The following is a 20038-nucleotide window of genomic DNA, read 5'->3' on the forward strand; positions in this document are numbered from 1 at the left end:
TTCACCAAATCCATTAGTATTTAATAAAAAAATTGAAACAAAGCAGGCGGTTGCAAAAGGCATTTCTCTTGTATTGGGAGAGCAGGAAATTTCTAGTGTGCCGGGTTCTTATTCCTGGACTTGGGAATGGTCAAATACGCCAAATACTTTTATAACGGCAACACAAAATTCTACTTCATCGAATATTTCTGACGTTTCTTCCAAACAAGAAAATGGTGAAGAGGTTTTAACTGCAAAAGCTAAGATTACCAATGATTTGGGGCTGGGAGGCAATACGGATGTTACGGGAAGCACAAGGGTTATTGTATTTTTATGCGAAAATCCATGGGGTATTGATCTTTTGACCGGCCGACTTGCTCCATTTAATGATCCTAATGATTTTTTCCCAGGCGCAGGATTTAATTTTAGCACATATTATTGTCGAGATGACAAAACTCTCCTACCTTTTTTAAACGTTGTTGGCGTTTCTCCTGTTGATCCAGAAATTCTTAGAGAATATCTATTTACGGATTCAGAAACCGGCGATGCTATCGGAATTAGGATTTATCCTAATACAGAACATAACTCTGCGTTGTCCTGGTATAAGAGTAAGAATTTTATCGGCACTCCAACTTCAATAAAAGTGGATGGCTATAATGGAATCGTTGACAATAGATCAATTTATGTAAATGCCGCAAATCATGTTGAACAAAACTTCACAAATATTTTTGTTATTTCATATAATCAAAATGCAAGCACTGCAATGCAGAATATTTATAAACAATTTATAAAAAATTGGATTTTTAATACTAATTTACTTGAGTTGAATCCTAGAATATGCGCAGTTAACGGTACATCTTGCGTTAGCAGTTTAGATTGTGGGGCTGATGATTTTTGTATTGCGGAAAAAGACAAATTGACCAGAGATGTTTTACGAATGGAGAATTTTAATGAAGTTGCAGAGTTGTTGGAAGGCTATAAAAAACAAAACAATCTTTATCCTCAGCTTTTATCAGGAAGTTTCTTGCGGGGATTTTCTGTAAGTACTTGGCCGTCATGGCAGTCGGTGCTTGGAAATGAGTTAGGTAAAGGTTTACCGCTCGATCCTTTGAATAAACATATGGATTGTGAAATAAACAGAGTTTGCAGTACGAGTAATAAAACATGCTTTATGGATGCGGATTGCAATGTCGGAGAATCTTGTTTGCCGGAAACAAGCCTTTGTTGGAATGGAGAATTGGGAAGATATCAATGTACTTATGGCTCGCATGTTTATTATTATAAAAATATATCACAAGATAATTATCAGATTGCAAGCGATTTTGAGTTTATGGAAGGCAACAATTGGTGGGCTCCTAACGGAGTTTCGGATCCAATAGAGCCAATCGTTGATCCTAACCAAGTAACGGATAATTTTAAAGTTATGGGTTCTTGTATATATGAGACAGTTGGCACATCCATAACTTGTGGTGATGGAATAGTGGGAGAAAGTGAAGAATGTGAAAAAGGACAAGAAAATTATGAACCGTGCGAAATTGCCGGAAAGAGTGGTTTTAGGAAATTAATTTGTGTTTCATCTGATTTGCCTGATGGATGTTCTTGGGACCATAGCGCGGTATGCCAAGTCGGTCAGTGTGGAGACGGCGTTGTTCAGTTGCCGGAGTATTGTGACGATGGCAGTAAAAATGGCGCATATGGATATTGCAATACTACATGTACGGAGCTTGCGGCGTATTGCGGTGATGCTATAAAAAATGGAAGTGAACAATGTGACTTAGGGTCGAAGTTAAATGGCAATTATGCTTCCGGATGCTCATGGGATTGCAAATTGCCAGGACCTATTTGTGGCGACGGTATTGTTGATATTGGAGAAGAAGACTGCGATAAAAATATCCAGACCTCAACAGTTGGATGTATAGCAATAGGTGGTTATCCAACACAAAAAACAAGAACTTGCGATGAAAAGTTTTGCACTTGGAATGATTGGGGAGTTTGTCAGCCGATCGGAGTCTGTGGAAATGGAATAAAAGAGGGCTCTGAGATTTGTGATGACGGAGATAGTTTGAATACAAATTCTTGCATGAATGATTGTAAGCTTGCAATTTGTGGAGATGGATACGTCAGAAGTGGATATGAATTTTGTGATAATGGTTTATCGAACGGCATCGTTTGTAAACCGGGCTATGGATTAACTTGTAATTATTGCGGTTTTAGTTGCAACATAATAACAGTTACCGGTGAATATTGCGGTGATGGAAAAATAAATGGAAATGAAGAATGCGATGGCAGTAGCTTTGGCGGATTAACTTGTGTTAATTTTGGGTTAGATGACATAGAAGAGTGCGGTTATATAAATAGCTCATTAGTTTGCACCACCCAGAATGCATTACAATGTACTTCGGCGTGTAAAATAGACATTGCTCAGTGCAAATGATAAAATTTATTTTATAATTTAATTTTAATTATTAAAAAAAGATAATTATTTTATGCCTAACGATAATATACCAAAAAATTTACCTATAGAAGGGAAAAGTTTATTAGATAATGTAGACCAAGCGCGAGATAACGCGCCTCAGCCGGAAGCACCAAAAGAAGAAACAAAGATAAATAATCCGGAAACGGAAGATATTTTTTTTAATGTTACAGAAGCTCCGCCAATAAGCGCAAAGCCTCAAGAAAATATGGGAGCAGAGGGGCAAGGATCGGGAATACCACAAGAACCGGCTTTTTTAGAAACCCCACATCAGGGTTTTAAGAAGGTTTTGATTACGATTGTTTCATTGATTGTTATGGCAGGTCTTCTGGCAGGAGGCGGATATTGGGTTTATGTTCAATTTTTACGTCCGGCACCACTTAATCCAAATCTAAATATAAATATAAACTCAAATAATTTACCAGCAACGCAAACAAATCAGCAAGTAGAGGAACAGGTTACAATTCCTTTGGATAGCGATAATGACGGATTAACGGATGAGCGAGAAATTACGCTCGGTACAGATCCAAGAAATCCAGATACTGATGGAGATAGATTATTTGATAGAGAAGAGGTTGAGGTTTATAATACCGACCCATTAAACAAAGATACGGATGGTGATACTTATGAAGATGGAGCTGAAGTTCAAGGCGGATATGACCCTAAGGGACCGGGAAAATTGATTAAGATTCCGGCAGGCGAATAAATATAAAAATAATATAATTAAATTTATTATGGAGGAAGCTACGCAACAAAAAAATCAGGAACCTGTTAAACCGGAAGAAAAAAAAGTGCGATTTAATGTTATGCCTCAGGAGTTTCGTGCTATTTCGCCAAAAGCAAAAATACCCAAAAAATTTATTTTTGCAGCAGCGGGAGCCGGTATATTGGTTATTGCCATAATAATCGGAGTTGTTGTATTTAATAGTGGAAAAGAAAATAAGATTATCGTTGAAACGTCGACAGAGCCCACAGAAACGGTCGTAGAAAAACCACAAGAACCGACAGCTAGTACATCGACAGGACTTTTTACGCCCGCAGAAGAACCGGTCCAAGTTTCTCCTACGCCAGAAGAACCAATCGGAACCTTGGTACAGGGAAACGATTCTGATGCTGATGGGCTATCGGATAAAGAAGAAGCTATATTTCAAACAGACACAACCAGACCAGATACTGATTCGGACGGGTTCTTAGATGGAAATGAAGTATTTAATCTTTATAATCCCGCGGCAGTTGCTCCAGTAGGACTTTTAGAATCAGGCATAGCAAAGCTTTATCGAAATGCTACGGAAGGTTATAGTATTTTTTATCCTTCACTTTGGTCTACTTCAAGCACTTCTAATACAAGCATGGTAAGTTTTTTATCAGGCGAATCCGAAAGTATTAATATAACAGTGGTAGAAGCGCCCGAAGCGATTACTCTGCGAAGTTGGTATATAAGTGAATATCCGGATAAAGATATAAATAATCTACAATCATACACAAATAAGCAAGGTTATCGTGGATTGCAGGATACGGATCGGCTTAATACATATATAAAAGAAGGAAATAAGGTTTTTATTATCAATTATTCTTTGGGCGTAACCAATAAGATTTGGTATAGGCGTTTATATGATATGATGCTTAATAGTCTGAAGCTTGAGTAAAGTTCTTAACTTTGTATTTTAATATATGATTAATTTTGAGATGAATGGGGGAGTTGCAGGGCTGAAAGAGGACGTAAAAAAATTAGAAAAAGCCCTTTTTCAAGAATTTAAGAAAGATGGGGACATTTCTATTGCTTTTGTAGATAGTAAAACGAGTAAAAAATTAAATAAGACATATCGTGGCAAAAATAAACCGGCTAATATTTTAACTTTTGTATATAATGACGAGGATTCCTTGGGAGAAATTATTTTGTGTAAAGAAGAGCTAAAGCATTTTGCCAAAGAACAAAATATTTCTATAAAAAAAGCAGCAATTTATTTAATTATTCATGGAATGTGTCATATTTTTGGATTTACTCATAAAATAAATAAAAAGGCAGTTCAAATGGAAAAGAAAGAAATGAAGATAAAAAAAATGATAAAAATATGAAAAATAGAATGTTGCGTAGCATTGGCAGCGCATTAAAAGGTTTTAGTATCATTTTGAAAGAAGAAAGGAATTTCAGAATACAAAATATCGTTGCAATAATCGTTATAGTTTTAATGAATATCTTTCCTTTATCTATCGTAGAGAAGGGAATATTGCTTTTATTAATTGTAATTATCCTTGTTTTGGAAATGTTTAATAGCATTATGGAACGTCTTTTGGATATTTTTAAGCCCAGAATGCATGCTTATGTAAAGGATATAAAGGATATTGCCGCAGGGACTGTTTTGATTTCTGCTGTCGGCGCCATAATAATAGGAGTTATTATTTTTTACCCACATTTAAAATTTTTTTTGACCTTTATTAAAAGATAATCTAAAATACTGATAGATATGCAAGAGAACATAATAGTCGGCCTTGATATCGGATCCCGCTCAATAAAGATGGCAGCAGGTGAGTTGGTGGTCACAGGAGACAAAGAGCAACTCCATATTCTAGGAGCAGTGGAAGTTCCGTCAGAAGGCATTAAAAAAGGAGTAATTTCTAACGTGGAAGATGTAATAAGTAGCATCTCTATTTGTCGTGATCGATTGGAGCGAGTCATGAATATACCGATAGAGCGAATTTATGCATCTGTGAATACGAATCAACTCTTATGCCAGGAATCAAGAGGCCTTGTCGGAGTAGGGAGACCAAATGGGGAGATTGTCGGAGAGGATACCTACCGTGCCTTAGAGCAAGCACAGACGGTCGTACGGCCGTCAAACTACGAAATCCTACATGTAATACCAAAAGGCTATTCTGTTGACGGACAGCCTAATATAAAGGATCCTATTGGAATGACAGGTATTCGGTTGGAAGTTGATGCATTTTTAATACAGATGCCATTAACGCATCTAAAAAATCTAACAAAGTGCATTCATAGAACAACAATGGAAATTGATGATGTTGTTTTAGGAATTTTAGCGAATGCGGAGAGTATGCTAACTCCAAAACAAAAAGATTTTGGTGCGGCGGTTATAGATATTGGCGCTGCGACAACGGGAGTAGCGGTTTATGAAGAGGGAGATTTGATACATCTGGCTATTTTACCGATTGGTTCGGATTATATAACACAGGATATAAATCTTTGTTTTAAAATTTCTCTTGAGATTGCGGAGAAATTGAAAATTAAGTATGGTTCTGCTTCTCCAAAAAATGTATCCAAAAAAGAAGAGATAAATCTTATTAATGAAGGGTATGGTGAAGAAGAGATTATTTCCCGTAAAGCATTGACGGAAATAATTGAAGCTAGGGTTGAGGAAATATTTTCAAAGGTAAATGCCGAACTTATAAAAGTAGGATTAGCTGGGCTTTTACCGGCAGGAGCCGTTCTTTGTGGCGGTGGAGCAAAATTGGAAGGTATCGTAGAATTGGCGAAGAAAGAATTAAAGCTTCCGGTTTCTATTGGATATCCGTTAGATGTTTCTAGTGTTTCCGAAAAAATTAGCGATCCTTCTTTTTCAACTGCGATAAGTTTGGTAAAGTGGGGGAGTTTGAATCAAGACTTTTCGGTTGATACTGTAAAAAAGATAATGCATAAATTGAAGGGTTTCGCCGGAAAGGGTCTCACTATTTTACGAGGCGGTTTTAAGAGCATTTGGAAATAGGGCATATCATAAAAAATATTGTTAAAATGGCAGAAGCCATTTTTTTTGTTGTAAATATTTTGTTGGATAAAAAATGTGTTCAACCAAGTTGACGCGTTTTTGTATGGTTGGTAAACTATAATAAATAGAGGAAATTATAATTAAATTAAAACAATATGCCAGAAGTAAAACCAGATATAGAAACCTTTGCTAAAATAAAAGTTGTTGGTGTTGGCGGTGGCGGTGGATCTGCTATAAATAGAATGATAAATAGCAAGATAAAAGGAGTAGAATTTTTAGCTGTTAATACCGACGTACAAGCACTTCATTTTTCAAAAGCAAATAAAAAAATAAATATAGGAAAACAAATTACACGAGGACTTGGCGCAGGCATGGATCCTGAACTTGGTAAGAAAGCGGCTGAAGAAAATCAAAATGAAATACGCGAATCATTAAAAGACTCGGATATGGTATTTATTACCTGTGGACTCGGTGGAGGAACTGGTTCAGGTGGAAGTCCTATTGTAGCTCAGATAGCCAGAGATACGGGTGCTCTTACTGTTGCAGTTGTAACCAAGCCTTTTTCATTTGAGGGTGTACAAAGGAAAGAAATTTCAGAAAAAGCATACGATGCACTATCTCAAGTAGTTGATGCAATAATTACTATTCCAAACGACAGGATATTGCAGATAGTTGAAAAAAAGACTTCTTTGATGGATGCGTTTGATATTGTAGACGATGTTCTGCGTCAGGGAGTTCAGGGGATATCGGAACTTATCACTGTTCCAGGGCAGATCAATGTTGATTTCGCCGATGTCAAAAAAATTATGAAAGAAGCAGGCACTGCTCTTATGGGAATTGGAAGAGGAAGTGGAGAGAATAGAGCGATAGAGGCGGCAAAGGCAGCTATCCAATCGCCACTTTTAGAAACTACGATAGATGGCGCAAAAGGAATTTTATTCAGTATCACCGGTAGTAGCGATTTGGGTATGAATGAAGTTTCTGAAGCGGCTAAAATTATTACTCAAAATGCCGATAGTGACGCAAGAGTAATCTGGGGAACGGTTATTGACGAATCGTTGAAAGATGAGGTAAAGATTACAGTGATAGCAACGGGTTTCGGGGGTGTAAAAATTTCGAAGCAAAGTCAAAATGCTTCAGGTTTTTATCCGCAACCGGATTTTATAAAAAAAAGCGAACCGTCATCGCGTCCTATTAAAAAAGAGGAGTCAAAAAAAGAAAACTTTAAAGTCACTGAAATTCGCGACGACGAAGAAAATGAAGAAGATGTAAACGAATTGGATATCCCCGCATTTTTGAGAAAGAAAATGTAAAAAACAGATTCTTGATTTATATTTTTTAGCACCTCGTTGGTTTATCCGACGAGGTGCTTTGTTTTTTAATAAATTTTTACAGATGTGGTATAATGATAAAAAATAAGTTATGCTCGTAATTTTGTAATTTGTATTTGGTTACGTGTTACATATTACGTGCTATATGACATATGCGTACAGACACAACTAAAGATGTCCAATCACTTTTAGAAGAAAATATAAAGCTTTCAAAGGCTATCTTGCATTCAACGGAAAAAACTCGCAAAGCCATGCAGTGGATGAAAATAATGTCTCTTTTACGAGTTATTATTATAATAATACCAATTATTATAGCCTTGATATACGTGCCTCCATTTCTAAGCCAGTTTTCGAAAACATTCGGAAGTTTTTATGGCGGGGAGCAATTTAATATTTTACAGCAATTACAAAATTTTAGTGGAGATACATTAGGTAATATTTTGCAATAATTATGCTAAAGCATTTAAAAAAAGAATATTATAATAAAACAAAAAATTTCAGTATCGTTATTGGAATCATTTTAATATTTTTTGCTAGTTTTATTTTTGGTTTAGCGGGAGGTATTTTAGCGCCACATTTGAATAGCGATTTTTTTGTTTGGCTTGGTGATTCTCTTAGCGGAAAAGAAGACATGGCTCAAACGCAAATAATTGAAAAGAATGTTAAGGCGTTAATTGAGGAAGATAGCGCAACAGTGAAAGCCGTTCAAAATGTTCTTGATTCTACGGTTAGCATAGTAATAAGTAAGGACATAAGTGCTTATTATGATCAAATAGGCTTATATATTTTTCCACTTGATATTTATTCAGAATCAGAACAGGATAGCGAGTCAAGCACTCCGCAAAAAACAGAAATAGGAGGCGGTTCGGGTTTTATTATTTCACAAGACGGATTAATTTTAACAAATAAACATGTTGTTTCTGATGCTAGCGCTGACTACGCTGTTATTCTATCTGACGGATCTAAATATGAAGCGGAGATACTGGCGACAGATCCGCTTATGGATTTGGCGATTTTAAAAATTAACGTAACTGGTCTTCCGGAAGCAACATTGGGTGACTCTGATGCTTTGACTCTCGGACAAGCAGTTATTGCCATTGGATATAGTCTGTCGCAATATCAGAATAGTGTAACCAAGGGTATTGTATCGGGCATTGAGCGACGCATTAGCGCTGAAGGAGAAACAATTGATGGAGCTATACAGACAGACGCAGCGATAAATCTCGGAAATTCCGGTGGGCCACTCATAAATCTGAAAGGAGAAGTTGTCGGAATAAACACAGCTGTAAATTTTGAAGGTCAGCTCATTGGTTTCGCGATCCCTATAAATAGCGCCAAGCAGGTAATAGATAGTATGAAAAGATTCGGAAAAATTGTTCGGCCGTGGTTGGGGGTGCGTTATATATTGTTGAACGAACAGATCAGTGCTTTAAATAATTTTCCGGTGGATTATGGAGCGTTGCTTGTAAAAGGCTCTTCGCTAACTGATTTAGCAATTATATCAAGTTCACCAGCCAATAAAGCGGGACTTGAAGAGGGGGATATTATTTTGGAGGTTGGCGGTAAAAAAGTTACAGAAAATTCTTCTTTGGCCAAAATAATTAGTAAATATGATGTTAACGACACAATAATTTTGAAAGTTTTACGTAAAGGAAAGGAGATAAGTGTAAGCGCAACTTTGGAAGAATTTGAAAAATAATAGTTTAAATTAAAGTTCAAAGTTTTTTTGAAAGATTAATATATCTATGAATAAACGTACAAAAATTATATGTACTATCGGTCCAGCAACTGAAAGTCCGGTTATTTTGAGCGCGCTTATAAAATCCGGTATGAATATTGCTCGGCTTAATTTTTCTCATGGCACGCATGATAATCATAAAAAATTAATAAAAAATATAAGAGCTGTGGCGAAAAAGAATAAAGCCGTTATTGGTATTATTGCGGATTTACAGGGACCAAAAATTCGTTTAGGAGAAATGGAAAAAGAAATAATTTTGAAAAAGAATGAAAGTTTGATTTTAACAACAGAAAAAGTTAAGCAAGAGAAAAACAAGATTTTAAAAATTGGGGTAACTTATAATAAACTACATAAAGATGTAAAAGTAGGTGATAGAATTTTGATAAATGATGGGTTGGTCGAATTGTTGGTTCAAAAAGTTCGTGAAAAACAGATATTTTGTAAAGTAAAAAATGACGGTTCCATTTCTTCGCATAAGGGGATGAATTTTCCTGATAGCAAAATTAGTTCTTCCTCACTTACTGCAAAAGATAAAAAAGATTTATTTTTTGCAATGAGCCAAAAGGTTGACTTTACTGCCATTTCTTTTGTCAGATCGGAAAAAGATATTATCTTGCTAAATAAGTTAATAGAAAAATTTGCTAAAAAATTAAAAGTTAAAAAACCAAGGACAGTTGCTAAAATAGAAAAAGGCGAAGCATTAGAAAATTTTGCAGGCATATTGGATAAAGTAGATGGTATTATGGTTGCAAGGGGAGATTTGGGGATAGAAATATCAGCAGAAGACGTTCCTCTTCGCCAAAAAGAAATAATTGCTCTTTGTCGGCAGAGTGCCAAGCCGGTTATCATTGCTACACAAATGCTGGATTCTATGATTAGAAATCCACGACCTACCAGGGCCGAAGTTTCTGACGTGGCAAATGCGGTAATGGATAACGTAGATGCTGTTATGCTTTCGGGTGAAACAGCCAGTGGCAAGTATCCAAAGGAAGCCGTAGAGATGATGTCAAAAATAATAATAGAAACAGAAGAATCGCCATATGATGATGTAAAAATAGAGGGGGGGTATGGTATGAATAAAGAAGATGGATTGGGAAAGTCGGTTAATATTTTAATTCGAGAAACAGGGATTAAGCAAGTAACGGATTTTTCCAGCACGGATTTATATAGGTATGTCAGTAAATGGCGTCCAGAGGCGGAAATTTTTAGAGTAATAAAAGGAATTGATTTATATCCGCTTTTATTTTGGGGTGTAAATCCGGTCATTACGGAAATAAAGGATATGAAAAAAATTATAAGTCGCCTGAAGGTAACTAAAAAATTAAAAAAGAAATTTATCTTACTCTCGGGTGAGGACAAGATAGAGATTATTGATTAGGTGATAAAATTGAGCTAATTATGAGAAATATCGTTTTTGCGATATTTTTTAATTTTCAGTTGATTTTTTTTCTAAAATATGCTTAAATTAGAACAAGAGGTTCATTGAAAAAGAGGAGGAGTAAGATGAACGGGAACTTATCAAAAATGCGAGCAGCGCTATATATGCTTTTGTTATTTGGTATCTTTGTCACAGTCTATCAATGGTGTTTTTATAAAGAAGAAGTTATAACCGATATTTCTCTTAGTGAATTTAAGACAGCTGTTGAACAGGGCAAAGTTAAGTCTCCGGTTACAACTCAAGGACGCGTTATCACGGGTCAATACAACGACAGTAAAAAATTTAAAAGTTTTAATGAAGCCGATTCTCCTTTGAATGATTTTTTGCGTAAGCATAATGTGCTTCAAATTGTGCAAAAAGAAGAAGGTCCTTCTGTGTTGAGTAGTTTGCTTTATGGTTTTTTGCCGATTATTATTTTAGTTTTGCTTATTGTTTTTTTTATGAAAAAAATGCAAGGTCAGGCCGGACAGGCAATGAACTTTGGCAAAGCCAAGACTTATGAACCGCAAAATAAAGATAAAGTTGTTTTTGCCGATGTTGCCGGAATTGATGAAGCAAAAGAAGAACTTGAAGAAATTATAGAATTCTTGCGTCATCCAAAAAAGCTTTCGCGGTTGGGCGGAAAAGTTCCAAAGGGCGTGCTTTTGATGGGTGCTCCTGGAACAGGTAAAACGCTTTTGGCTAGAGCTATTGCCGGTGAAGCGGATGCAAAATTTTATTCCATTGCAGGTTCAGAGTTTGTGGAGATGTTTGTTGGAGTCGGCGCATCCCGAGTTCGTGATTTGTTTAAAATAGCAAGGCAAAATACCCCGTGTGTGATATTTATTGATGAAATTGATGCGGTTGGCAGGCATAGAGGCACCGGTTATGGCGGAGGCAATGACGAGCGCGAACAGACATTAAATCAAATTTTATCGGAAATGGATGGCTTTGCGCATGATGATGCTATTGTTCTTATTGGTGCTACAAACAGGCCAGATGTTCTTGACCCAGCGCTTTTGCGTCCCGGCAGATTTGATAGGCAGGTCGTGGTTCCAAGGCCCGATTTAAAAGGCAGAGAAGCTATTCTCAAGGTTCATGCTAGGGGTAAAATAATTAGTGAAGATGTCGATTTTTTCAAAATTGCCAGAGGAACACCGGGATTTTCGGGAGCTGATTTGGAAAATCTTTGCAATGAAGCCGCGCTTATTGCTGCCAAGCTGGATAAAAAAGCGGTTCAGCAAGACGATTTTGAATATGCGAGAGAAAAGATTTTGATGGGTAGGGAAAAGCCGACTGTAATTTCTGAAGAGGAAAGAAAAGTAATTGCTGTTCATGAATCAGGGCATGCGCTTTTGGTTCTGAAATGCAAAAAGACAAATACATTGCATAAGGTTTCTATTGTCCCCCGCGGGGTTGGCGCGCTTGGCGTAACTTTTAGCTTGCCTGAAGAAGATAGATTCTTGATGAGCAAACCACAGGCCAAAGAAGAAGTTCTTGTCCTTTTGGGAGGCCGGGCGGCAGAAGATGTTCTTTTGGGAGAGATTACAAGTGGTGCATCCAATGATTTGGAAAGAGCAACAGAATTTATTAAGAATATGATTGGTAAATGGGGGATGGACGAAAAAATTGGCTTGGCATCATTCAGCTCAGGTAATGCAAGCCCGTTTTTAGGGAAGTCCCTTGCTTTGCATGAAGGCATGAGTTCGGGGATGCAGTATAAAATTGAAAAGAGAGTTATAGAACTTCTGGATGAATATTATAAGAAGGCTAAGGAAATCGTCCAAGCTTCAAAGGATGAGTTGGAGGACTTATCGCGAGCACTTCTAGAGCACGAAACTCTGGATGTCTTGCAGATCAAGGCAATTTTGGAAAAATAAACTAATAGTTTACCTCTGGTTAAATCCAGGGGTTTTTGTTGACAAAATCTTTGTTTTATGTTAATATAATATCAGTATTTGTGGACTCGTGGTGTAGCCCGGTTAACACGTCTCCCTGTCACGGAGAAGATCGCCGGTTCGAATCCGGTCGAGTCCGCCATCAAAAAATCCAACCTTGCGTTGGGTTTTTTGATTAGGTACACTATAATAATATGTATATCTCTGACAAAATTTATGGACAATGGGAAATAAGTGAACCCGTTCTTCGTGATCTGATAAATTCTCACGCCATGCAAAGATTGAAGGGAATTGCCCAATTTGGTCCGCCGGAAGAGTTTTATCATAAAAAAGGATTTTCGCGATATGAGCACTCTATCGGAGTATTTTTGTTATTACGAAAATTAGGCGCTACTCTGGAAGAGCAGGTTGCCGGGCTTTTGCACGACGCTTCGCACACTGCTTTTTCGCATGTTATAGACACGGTTTTGGGAGATCCGAGTATTGAGGACTTTCAAGACAAAAAGCATTTGGAAAGATTATTAAAATCCGATATAAAACAAATACTGGAGAAATATGAAATTGATATTTATCGGATTGCCGATTTTGAAAAGTTTGGTCTTTTGGAACGTAACGCTCCCGACCTTTGCGCCGATCGTATAGATTATACATTAAGAGAAATTGCGCTTTCAGATGTTGATTTGGCTAAAAAATTGGTGGATGCACTTTGTATTTTTCATGAACTTATCATTTTTAAAAATGTGGTAAGCGCAAAACAATTTGCTATGATATATTTAAAATTAAATAAAGAACATTGGACAGGGTTTGAAGCCGTAAGCCGTTACTATCAGTTGGCAGGCATCTTAAAAAAGGCTTTACAGAAAGATATAATAAAGAAAGATGATCTATGGAAAACAGACGCTGAAGTAATCAATAAGCTCATAGCATGCAATGAGTCGGAACTGATGGATAAATTAAATTTAATGAAAGAAAAGACCACCAGTATACGCTTCGGTATAAGTCATCGTAAAAAATTTAGATATATTGACCCCCATATTTTAGTGGATGGATCGTGTCTGCCACTTACTCAGTTGGATACAGAATATGGCTCAATGCTAAAAGATGAAAAAAAACTAAGTGCCGAAGGAATAACGATTTAGGGACTTGGCAGTTTTTCAAAATCGTTGTATAATATAATATTAACTATTAATTCTATGAATATATGGAAGAAAAAAAATACTCCATAGGAGAAAACATTCAAGATATGGAGTTTGAAATATTTTATAATAAAGACATAAAGAAAGCACATTTTTCTGATTATAAGGGGAAGTGGCTTATATTATTCTTTTATCCAGCTGATTTCACTTTTGTTTGTCCAACCGAGCTTCGCGAAATGGCAGAGCTTTATCCGCAATTTCAAAATGAAGGAACGGAGATTGTAAGTGTGAGTACCGATACGGCTTTTGTGCATAAAGCATGGCATGACGACTCAGAGGCAATTAAGCAGGTTAATTTTCCGATGGCGGCTGATCCGACAGGAAAGATGTGTCGAGCATTTGGGACGTACATTGAAGATGAGGGATTATCTTTACGTGGAAGCTTTTTAATTGATCCAGACGGTGTGATTAAAGCATGCGAAATACACGATAATAGTATTGGCCGTAATGCAAAAGAATTACTTAGAAAATTACAGGCGGCAAAGTTTGTCCGCGAACATGGCGATAAAGTTTGCCCTGCTAGCTGGCATCCGGGAGGGGATACATTAACCCCGGGAATAGATTTAATTGGGAAAATATAATAATTAATTTTTTAATAAATATGAAATACGAACTATCGCAATTGCCATATGCATATGATGCATTGGAACCATATTTGGATGCGGAAACAATGGAGCTCCATTATGATAAGCACCATAGAGGATATCTAACGAAATTAATGGGTGTTTTGGAAAATTATCCAGCATTAAAAGAATGCCAAGCCGAAGATTTGCTTAAAGAACTTAATAACTTGGAAGTTAGTGATGAGGATAGAACAAAAATTAAAAATTTTTGTGGAGGGTTTGTAAATCATGCTACTTATTGGGAAGAGATGAATCCTGCAAATAAAAGAAATGAAGAGCTAGTACACGATATTGAGCGTGATTTTGGAAGCCTGGAAGAAATGAAAAAACAATTTAGCGATTTAGCCAAAAAACATTTTGGTTCCGGATGGGCGTGGTTAGTTAAGAATAAAGAAGGTAAACTAGAAGTATATTCTTTGCCAAATCAAGATTCTCCGCTTACTTTGGGTCATCAACCAATTTTAACTCTGGATGTTTGGGAACATGCGTATTATTTAAAGTATAAGAATAAAAGAGATGAATTTATAGAAGCTTGGTGGAATACCGTACGGTTGATTTAATAAACAAATTATGCTATATTGTAGGACAGATTTAATCTGTTCCTATTTTTATGAAAAAAATATTATTACACATATGTTGCGGGCCATGCGCTACGCATCCGGCAACAGTTTTGAGCCAAGAATATGAGGTGATTGGTTATTTTTATAATCCAAATATATGGCCATATAAAGAGTGGCGAAGGCGTTATGAGGCATTTTTAAAATTTTGTAAAGAGAACCGAGTAATATCGGATTATTTTCCAAAAAAGCCGTTGATAGAGGAAGAGTATAATATAGGGCACCAAAAATATTTAGATAGCGTGAAAGGTTGCGAGAAAGAACCTGAAGGCGGAAAAAGATGCCCCCTTTGTTTTACTATGAGATTGGATGAAGCGGCTAAGTTTGCCAGCCATAGTTTGATAAGTATCTTTGCCACGACACTTACAATAGGAAGAAATAAACAGCCAAATATTATAAATCCAATAGGTCAAATTTCTGCCGATAAATATGGAATAAACTTTTACGAAGCCAATTGGAAAAAACAAGACGGCGCGTTAAAAGGTAAGAAAATTTCTGACGAACATGGTCTTTATCGTCAGCATTATTGTGGGTGCGAGTTCTCAATTCGCGATTAAACACTTATATGAAGTTAGAACTGTTTAATTATAATTTATCAAAAGAGTCTATTGCTAAAAAGCCGGCAAGCCCGAGAGATTCGGCTAAACTTTTTGTATATAATAGATTGAACAAAAAAAGTATTCATTCACAATTTAATAAAATCGGAAGTTTTTTACAAAAGGGAGATGTATTGGTTTTGAATGATACGCGTGTTATTCCGGCAAGACTTATAGCGAGAATGATTCATACCAACGGAACACGGGGCAGAAAATTTAAAATTTTGCTTTTAGAAAAAAAAGCAACAGATGTTTGGACAGCTCTTATTGATGGGCGAGGTAGGGAAGCGGGCGTGAAATTATTTTTTAGCAAGGATTTACAAGGTGTAATCATTAAAAAATTAAATGATGGAATATGGGAGGTACGTTTTAATAAAAAAGGGAAAACGCTGGAAGATTTTATTTTTAGACTGGGGCAGATGCCACTTCCGCCTTACATTAAACAAGAAAAATATTTACAAAAAAACAAGGATTGGTATCAGACTGTTTATGCAAAAGATGCCGGTTCTGTTGCTGCGCCAACGGCCGGCTTACATTTTACGCGCCGGCTTTTAAAGGAATTAAAGAAAAAGGGTGTGAGCATAGAGTATATAACGCTTCATGTAGGAATGGGCACTTTTATGCCGGTAAAAACGAATAATATAAAAGAACATAAGATGCATGATGAATTGGCAACCGTAACAAAATTAACGGCAAACAGATTAAATAAGGCTAAGCGTGAAGGACGACGAATTATAGCTGTTGGCACCACGTCGGCTCGTACGTTAGAGGCATTTGCTATGCCGTACGGCAAGCAGTACAGCATGAAATATGGCAATAAAAATGTTAATATCTTTATTTATCCTCCCTATAGATTTAAATTTATAGATGCGATTATTACCAATTTTCATCTGCCAAAATCAACTCTTCTTATGATGATGTCGGCATTTATTTCCGAAGGCGACATCAAAGGAATAAAAACCGCCAAAAAGTTGTACCAAGAAGCCATAAAAAAGAAATATACATTTTATTCTTATGGCGATGCGATGTTAATAGAGTAGAATATACGTTTTGTGGGCAAATAAAAAAGCGGGCATATGCTCACTTTATTGATTTTTATATTAAAATTTACATTCGCAGGCAACTTTATTTTCAATAGAGACAACGTTGATTTTATAAATTTCTACTCTGCCATCGGTTCGTATAAATTTTACATTCGGGATATGTTCCTTATTGCATTTTTTTTTGCACATTTCTGCCCTCTTTGCATTATCTGCATTCTGAAGGATTGTCATTGGCATAGCGCAATTTGATATTAGAAAGATTAGAATGTATGAAAGGACTATTCTCATTGCATCCTCCTTATGTAATTTTGCCATAATATCAATAATTCGTCAATAATAATTTTCTATAGCTTGTGGCTTTTTTGTATGTTATAATTATATTGTATTAAAATAAGGGGGCTTAAATAATACCGCCAATGAAAGAAAAGAAAAATAAGCCAAATGTTTTGGAGATAAAGATTGATGGCTCGTTTTATCCTTCTCGTCATACTTTAGATCTAAGACGAAAGAGAGTGGAAAAAAGCGCTAAAAATAATGCGCCGGTTTTTAATGTCATAAAAAATAGAGAAAATATAAGCGCCATAAAAGAACTTTTAATTTTTTCTTTACTAAAAGCAATTTTATTTTTACCGATTAAGATTGCAATATTTTTTAAAAAATTATTTTTGAATATCGGAAAAAAGGCGCTTATCGGTTTATCATATTTACGCACCAAGTCTTTGGGGAAAGTATCTTTTAAAAAAATACAACAGCGCGAATTTGTAAAATTAAACTTTAGCCCTCCGCAATACTGGCAAAAGGGGATAGCAGCTTTTGTGGCGCTTGCTTTTTTGTTCGTTCTTCCGATTAAAGTTTTTAGTTCTTTTGAAGAATTGCAGGAAGACAAAGACAAGGTTATTCAATATGGACTTTCTGCATATGAAAGCTTGAAAAAGAACGATTTTACCTCAGCGAGTATCAGTTTCTCATCTGCTAAAAAAACTATTGATGATTTAGGTATTGCTTTCAAGTATCTAGCTACAGCTATTCCAGGGATAGGCGATAAGCTGGTTTTTGGTAATGCTCTTCTTTTGGTCGGAGAAAATTTTTCAGATGCCGCATCTTTACTTCAGAATGCCATTGAATATTTTGATAATGACGTTGAAATGGTTTTAAAAATAAAATATTTACAATCAAAGGTTGCTGCCGCCACTCCTCATTTGCTGGTTGCTAATAAAATTTTGGAGAATCTCGACAATAATTATTCTATTTTGCCGATTGATATAAATCCGTTAAAGAAGATTCTTGTCGGAGGAACTAGGGCACTCTTAGTTTTTCAGGATTTTTCCGATACCCTTTTAGATATTTTGGGTGATAAATATTTTAAAAGATACTTAGTGGTATTTCAAAATAATAATGAGATAAGACCGACGGGGGGCTTTATAGGTTCTTTTGCGATTATAGATATAGACAGAGGGGAAATCAAAAATATAGAGATACCTGGAGGAGGCTCTTATGACATCCAGGGGCAATTGCGCGAATTGGTTATTTCTCCAGAACCTTTTCATCTTATAAATTCTGCTTGGCAGTTTCAAGATTCAAATTGGTTTCCGGATTTTCCGGCATCAGCAAAAAAAATGATGTGGTTTTATGAAAAAAGCGGAGGTTCGTCAGTTGATGGAGTTGTTGCTATAAACGCTTCTTTGATGGAGGATCTTTTAGAAATTATTGGACCAGTTGAAATGTCAGAATATGGCAAAACAATGACATCGGAAAATTTTATTGATGAAACGCAAAAGCTTGTTGAATTTGATTATGATAAAGAAGAAAATAAGCCAAAACAAGTGATAGCGGATATGGCGCCAAAGGTATTAGAAAATCTTTTGGATATGGATGCCGGTCAATTGTCGTTATTCTCGGAAGTTATGCATAAGGCGATATTGGATAAAGACGTTATGGTTTATTCAAAGAATCCAGATACAGAAGAAAAGCTTGAGAGTTTTGGATTATCCGGAAAATTGCGTGACATTTCCGAATTTTCAGATTATTTAATGGTTGTAGATACTAATATTGCTGGACAAAAAACAGATGGTAAAATTGTAAAAGAAATTACGCATATTTCGGAAATACAAGACGATGGAAGCATCATAAATACGATAAAAATTGTAAGACGCCATATGGGTGTAAAGGGTACGGTTTTTAGCGGAGTGAGAAACGTAAATTATCTCCGTCTTTATGTTCCGTCGGGTAGCACTCTTTTATCGGCCGAGGGCTTTAAGGCTCCGCCTGCCGATCTTTTTGAAAGTCCGATTGATGGTTATGTTCCGGATAAAGATTTGCAGGAAATCCAAGGTGTAGTTTACGTTGATCCAAAAACTGGAACCAGAATTAATAATGAGTTCGGCAGAACTGTTTTTGGGAATTGGATTATGGTAGATCCGGGTCAAGAAGTTACCCTTACGATTAAATATCAGGTTCCAAATAAACGTGTTAATCAACCAAGTGAAGGTTATGCAAGTTCTATAAAAAAATCTTTAGATTTGGATAATAATTTTTTTGGATATAAGATGTTAATAGAAAAACAGTCAGGCGCGAAGAACACATTTTTTAAAAGTTATGTAACGGTAAAAAACAAAAATATTTTAGCCAGCGTTGGTAGTGGAGTTGCCATGAGGCAAGATGGCTGGTATTATGAAGCAGAGCTTAATAGCGACAAATACTACGGAGTAGTATTGGAGGAATAATAAAATTAATCAATAACTAATAACATCTTGTTATGTTAGAAAAAAAACAAAAAAAGATTACAAGTAAAGAAATCAATTCAACTTTAAAAAACATTTATAGTGATGGAAAGGGAAAGATGATTGATATGAAAGTAAAGAGAATGCGAGTAGGAAGGGGTGTTGGCTGGCGAAAATTACTTGTAGGATTAATTGTTTTTTTTGCTCTTATTTTTGCAGTATCTTGGATGGGAATTTTTATTTTTAGCAAATTTAGTGTCCAAAGCGCGGATAATCTTGAGCTGGATATTGCGGGAAATAAAAAAGTAACTGCCGGCGAGTTTGAGGAATATACATTAAAATATAAAAATAAAGAAGATTTTCCTTTGGCTAGTTCGGAAATCGCGATTTATCTTCCAAAAAGTTTTATTTTAGAGGAAGCGATCCCAGTCTTAGATGATAAAAATAAATTAAAAATTGGTACTCTAAAACCTGGAGAGGGCGGTTCAATGAAATTTAAAGGAAAGTTTTTTGCCACCGAGGGGTCTAAAGAAGTTATTCAGGCGGTTCTTACATACAAGCCTTCCAATTTTAATTCTAATTTTCAAAAAGTTTATAATTTGGAAACAGAAATTACCGGTTCTGTTTTTGATGGTTCTCTGGAAGGTCCGGATGTTTCAGTTGTGGGTGATAGCATTTCGTATAG

19 protein-coding genes and 1 tRNA gene are annotated in these 20038 nt (G+C 36.0%); 19 read left to right on the plus strand and 1 reads right to left on the minus strand.

All coding sequences use genetic code 11. The annotated features are described in order from the left end of the window. The 17 genes from COU51_02605 to COU51_02685 form a co-directional block, all read left to right on the plus strand. Positions 1-2413: hypothetical protein (locus tag COU51_02605; protein ID PIR66672.1), on the plus strand; the 2413-nt coding region annotated here is incomplete at its 5' end. Positions 2414-2465: 52 nt separating this feature from the next. Further along, positions 2466-3158 (plus strand): hypothetical protein, encoded by a 693-nt coding sequence (locus COU51_02610; GenBank protein PIR66673.1) that lies wholly within the window; start codon positions 2466-2468, stop codon positions 3156-3158. A gap of 28 nt (positions 3159-3186) precedes the next feature. Then, a complete protein-coding gene (locus COU51_02615) occupies positions 3187-4098 on the plus strand; it encodes a hypothetical protein (protein ID PIR66674.1) in 912 nt (303 codons plus the stop codon). Between the two features lie 25 nt (positions 4099-4123). Then, positions 4124-4528: an rRNA maturation RNase YbeY gene (gene ybeY / locus COU51_02620; protein PIR66675.1), complete on the plus strand. Its 405-nt coding sequence runs from the start codon at positions 4124-4126 to the stop codon at positions 4526-4528. Further along, positions 4525-4899, plus strand: a complete 375-nt coding sequence (locus tag COU51_02625) for a diacylglycerol kinase (protein PIR66676.1) — start codon at positions 4525-4527, stop codon at positions 4897-4899. Before ybeY ends, COU51_02625 begins: the two co-directional genes overlap by 4 nt. Positions 4900-4917: 18 nt before the next feature. Then, entirely contained in the window at positions 4918-6174 is a 1257-nt protein-coding gene (gene ftsA, locus COU51_02630) for a cell division protein FtsA (protein PIR66677.1), read from the plus strand. A 155-nt stretch (positions 6175-6329) separates the two neighbouring features. Then, positions 6330-7487, plus strand: a complete 1158-nt coding sequence (locus tag COU51_02635) for a cell division protein FtsZ (GenBank protein ID PIR66678.1) — start codon at positions 6330-6332, stop codon at positions 7485-7487. A gap of 170 nt (positions 7488-7657) precedes the next feature. Further along, entirely contained in the window at positions 7658-7954 is a 297-nt protein-coding gene (locus tag COU51_02640) for a hypothetical protein (protein PIR66679.1), read from the plus strand. Positions 7955-7956: 2 nt separating this feature from the next. Next, on the plus strand, positions 7957-9204 hold the full coding sequence (locus COU51_02645) for a hypothetical protein (protein PIR66680.1): 1248 nt from the start codon (positions 7957-7959) through the stop codon (positions 9202-9204). Between the two features lie 46 nt (positions 9205-9250). Continuing rightward, positions 9251-10621 (plus strand): pyruvate kinase, encoded by a 1371-nt coding sequence (gene pyk / locus COU51_02650; protein ID PIR66681.1) that lies wholly within the window; start codon positions 9251-9253, stop codon positions 10619-10621. A gap of 125 nt (positions 10622-10746) precedes the next feature. Next, positions 10747-12540 carry a cell division protein FtsH gene (locus COU51_02655; protein PIR66682.1) on the plus strand — a complete coding sequence of 598 codons (1794 nt, stop codon included), beginning with the start codon at positions 10747-10749 and terminating at the stop codon, positions 12538-12540. Positions 12541-12622: 82 nt separating this feature from the next. Then, positions 12623-12700, plus strand: a tRNA-Asp gene (locus COU51_02660). Positions 12701-12752: 52 nt separating this feature from the next. Continuing rightward, a complete protein-coding gene (locus tag COU51_02665) occupies positions 12753-13697 on the plus strand; it encodes a hypothetical protein (protein PIR66683.1) in 945 nt (314 codons plus the stop codon). Positions 13698-13759: 62 nt separating this feature from the next. Then, positions 13760-14335 carry a peroxiredoxin gene (locus tag COU51_02670; GenBank protein ID PIR66684.1) on the plus strand — a complete coding sequence of 192 codons (576 nt, stop codon included), beginning with the start codon at positions 13760-13762 and terminating at the stop codon, positions 14333-14335. A 20-nt stretch (positions 14336-14355) separates the two neighbouring features. Continuing rightward, positions 14356-14937 carry a superoxide dismutase gene (locus tag COU51_02675; protein PIR66685.1) on the plus strand — a complete coding sequence of 194 codons (582 nt, stop codon included), beginning with the start codon at positions 14356-14358 and terminating at the stop codon, positions 14935-14937. A 50-nt stretch (positions 14938-14987) separates the two neighbouring features. Further along, the gene (locus COU51_02680) at positions 14988-15551 is read left to right on the plus strand and encodes a DNA integration/recombination/inversion protein (GenBank protein ID PIR66686.1); all 564 of its coding nucleotides are present in this window, start codon (positions 14988-14990) and stop codon (positions 15549-15551) included. An 8-nt stretch (positions 15552-15559) separates the two neighbouring features. Beyond that, the gene (locus COU51_02685; GenBank protein PIR66687.1) at positions 15560-16630 is read left to right on the plus strand and encodes a tRNA preQ1(34) S-adenosylmethionine ribosyltransferase-isomerase QueA; all 1071 of its coding nucleotides are present in this window, start codon (positions 15560-15562) and stop codon (positions 16628-16630) included. A 60-nt stretch (positions 16631-16690) separates the two neighbouring features. Here COU51_02685 and COU51_02690 read toward each other — a convergent pair whose 3' ends face one another. Next, positions 16691-16948, minus strand: a complete 258-nt coding sequence (locus COU51_02690; GenBank protein PIR66688.1) for a hypothetical protein — start codon at positions 16946-16948, stop codon at positions 16691-16693. Between the two features lie 101 nt (positions 16949-17049). On the opposite strand from COU51_02690, the gene COU51_02695 reads away from it, so the two are divergent. Next, the gene (locus tag COU51_02695; GenBank protein ID PIR66689.1) at positions 17050-19356 is read left to right on the plus strand and encodes a hypothetical protein; all 2307 of its coding nucleotides are present in this window, start codon (positions 17050-17052) and stop codon (positions 19354-19356) included. 32 nt (positions 19357-19388) lie between these two features. Continuing rightward, positions 19389-20038: hypothetical protein (locus COU51_02700; GenBank protein PIR66690.1), on the plus strand; the 650-nt coding region annotated here is incomplete at its 3' end.

The organism is Parcubacteria group bacterium CG10_big_fil_rev_8_21_14_0_10_36_14, assembly GCA_002772895.1.
GTDB lineage: Bacteria > Patescibacteriota > Patescibacteriia.

Excerpts from the sequence above, each read along its gene's own strand:
- COU51_02610 (PIR66673.1), top strand. The coding sequence starts at position 2,466 with ATGCCTAACGATAATATACCAAAAAATTTACCTATAGAAGGGAAAAGT.
- COU51_02615 (PIR66674.1), top strand. The coding sequence starts at position 3,187 with ATGGAGGAAGCTACGCAACAAAAAAATCAGGAACCTGTTAAACCGGAA.
- ybeY (PIR66675.1), top strand. The coding sequence starts at position 4,124 with ATGATTAATTTTGAGATGAATGGGGGAGTTGCAGGGCTGAAAGAGGAC.
- COU51_02625 (PIR66676.1), top strand. The coding sequence starts at position 4,525 with ATGAAAAATAGAATGTTGCGTAGCATTGGCAGCGCATTAAAAGGTTTT.
- ftsA (PIR66677.1), top strand. The coding sequence starts at position 4,918 with ATGCAAGAGAACATAATAGTCGGCCTTGATATCGGATCCCGCTCAATA.
- COU51_02635 (PIR66678.1), top strand. The coding sequence starts at position 6,330 with ATGCCAGAAGTAAAACCAGATATAGAAACCTTTGCTAAAATAAAAGTT.
- COU51_02640 (PIR66679.1), top strand. The coding sequence starts at position 7,658 with ATGCGTACAGACACAACTAAAGATGTCCAATCACTTTTAGAAGAAAAT.
- COU51_02645 (PIR66680.1), top strand. The coding sequence starts at position 7,957 with ATGCTAAAGCATTTAAAAAAAGAATATTATAATAAAACAAAAAATTTC.
- pyk (PIR66681.1), top strand. The coding sequence starts at position 9,251 with ATGAATAAACGTACAAAAATTATATGTACTATCGGTCCAGCAACTGAA.
- COU51_02655 (PIR66682.1), top strand. The coding sequence starts at position 10,747 with ATGAACGGGAACTTATCAAAAATGCGAGCAGCGCTATATATGCTTTTG.
- COU51_02665 (PIR66683.1), top strand. The coding sequence starts at position 12,753 with ATGTATATCTCTGACAAAATTTATGGACAATGGGAAATAAGTGAACCC.
- COU51_02670 (PIR66684.1), top strand. The coding sequence starts at position 13,760 with ATGGAAGAAAAAAAATACTCCATAGGAGAAAACATTCAAGATATGGAG.
- COU51_02675 (PIR66685.1), top strand. The coding sequence starts at position 14,356 with ATGAAATACGAACTATCGCAATTGCCATATGCATATGATGCATTGGAA.
- COU51_02680 (PIR66686.1), top strand. The coding sequence starts at position 14,988 with ATGAAAAAAATATTATTACACATATGTTGCGGGCCATGCGCTACGCAT.
- COU51_02685 (PIR66687.1), top strand. The coding sequence starts at position 15,560 with ATGAAGTTAGAACTGTTTAATTATAATTTATCAAAAGAGTCTATTGCT.
- COU51_02690 (PIR66688.1), bottom strand. The coding sequence starts at position 16,948 with ATGGCAAAATTACATAAGGAGGATGCAATGAGAATAGTCCTTTCATAC.
- COU51_02695 (PIR66689.1), top strand. The coding sequence starts at position 17,050 with ATGAAAGAAAAGAAAAATAAGCCAAATGTTTTGGAGATAAAGATTGAT.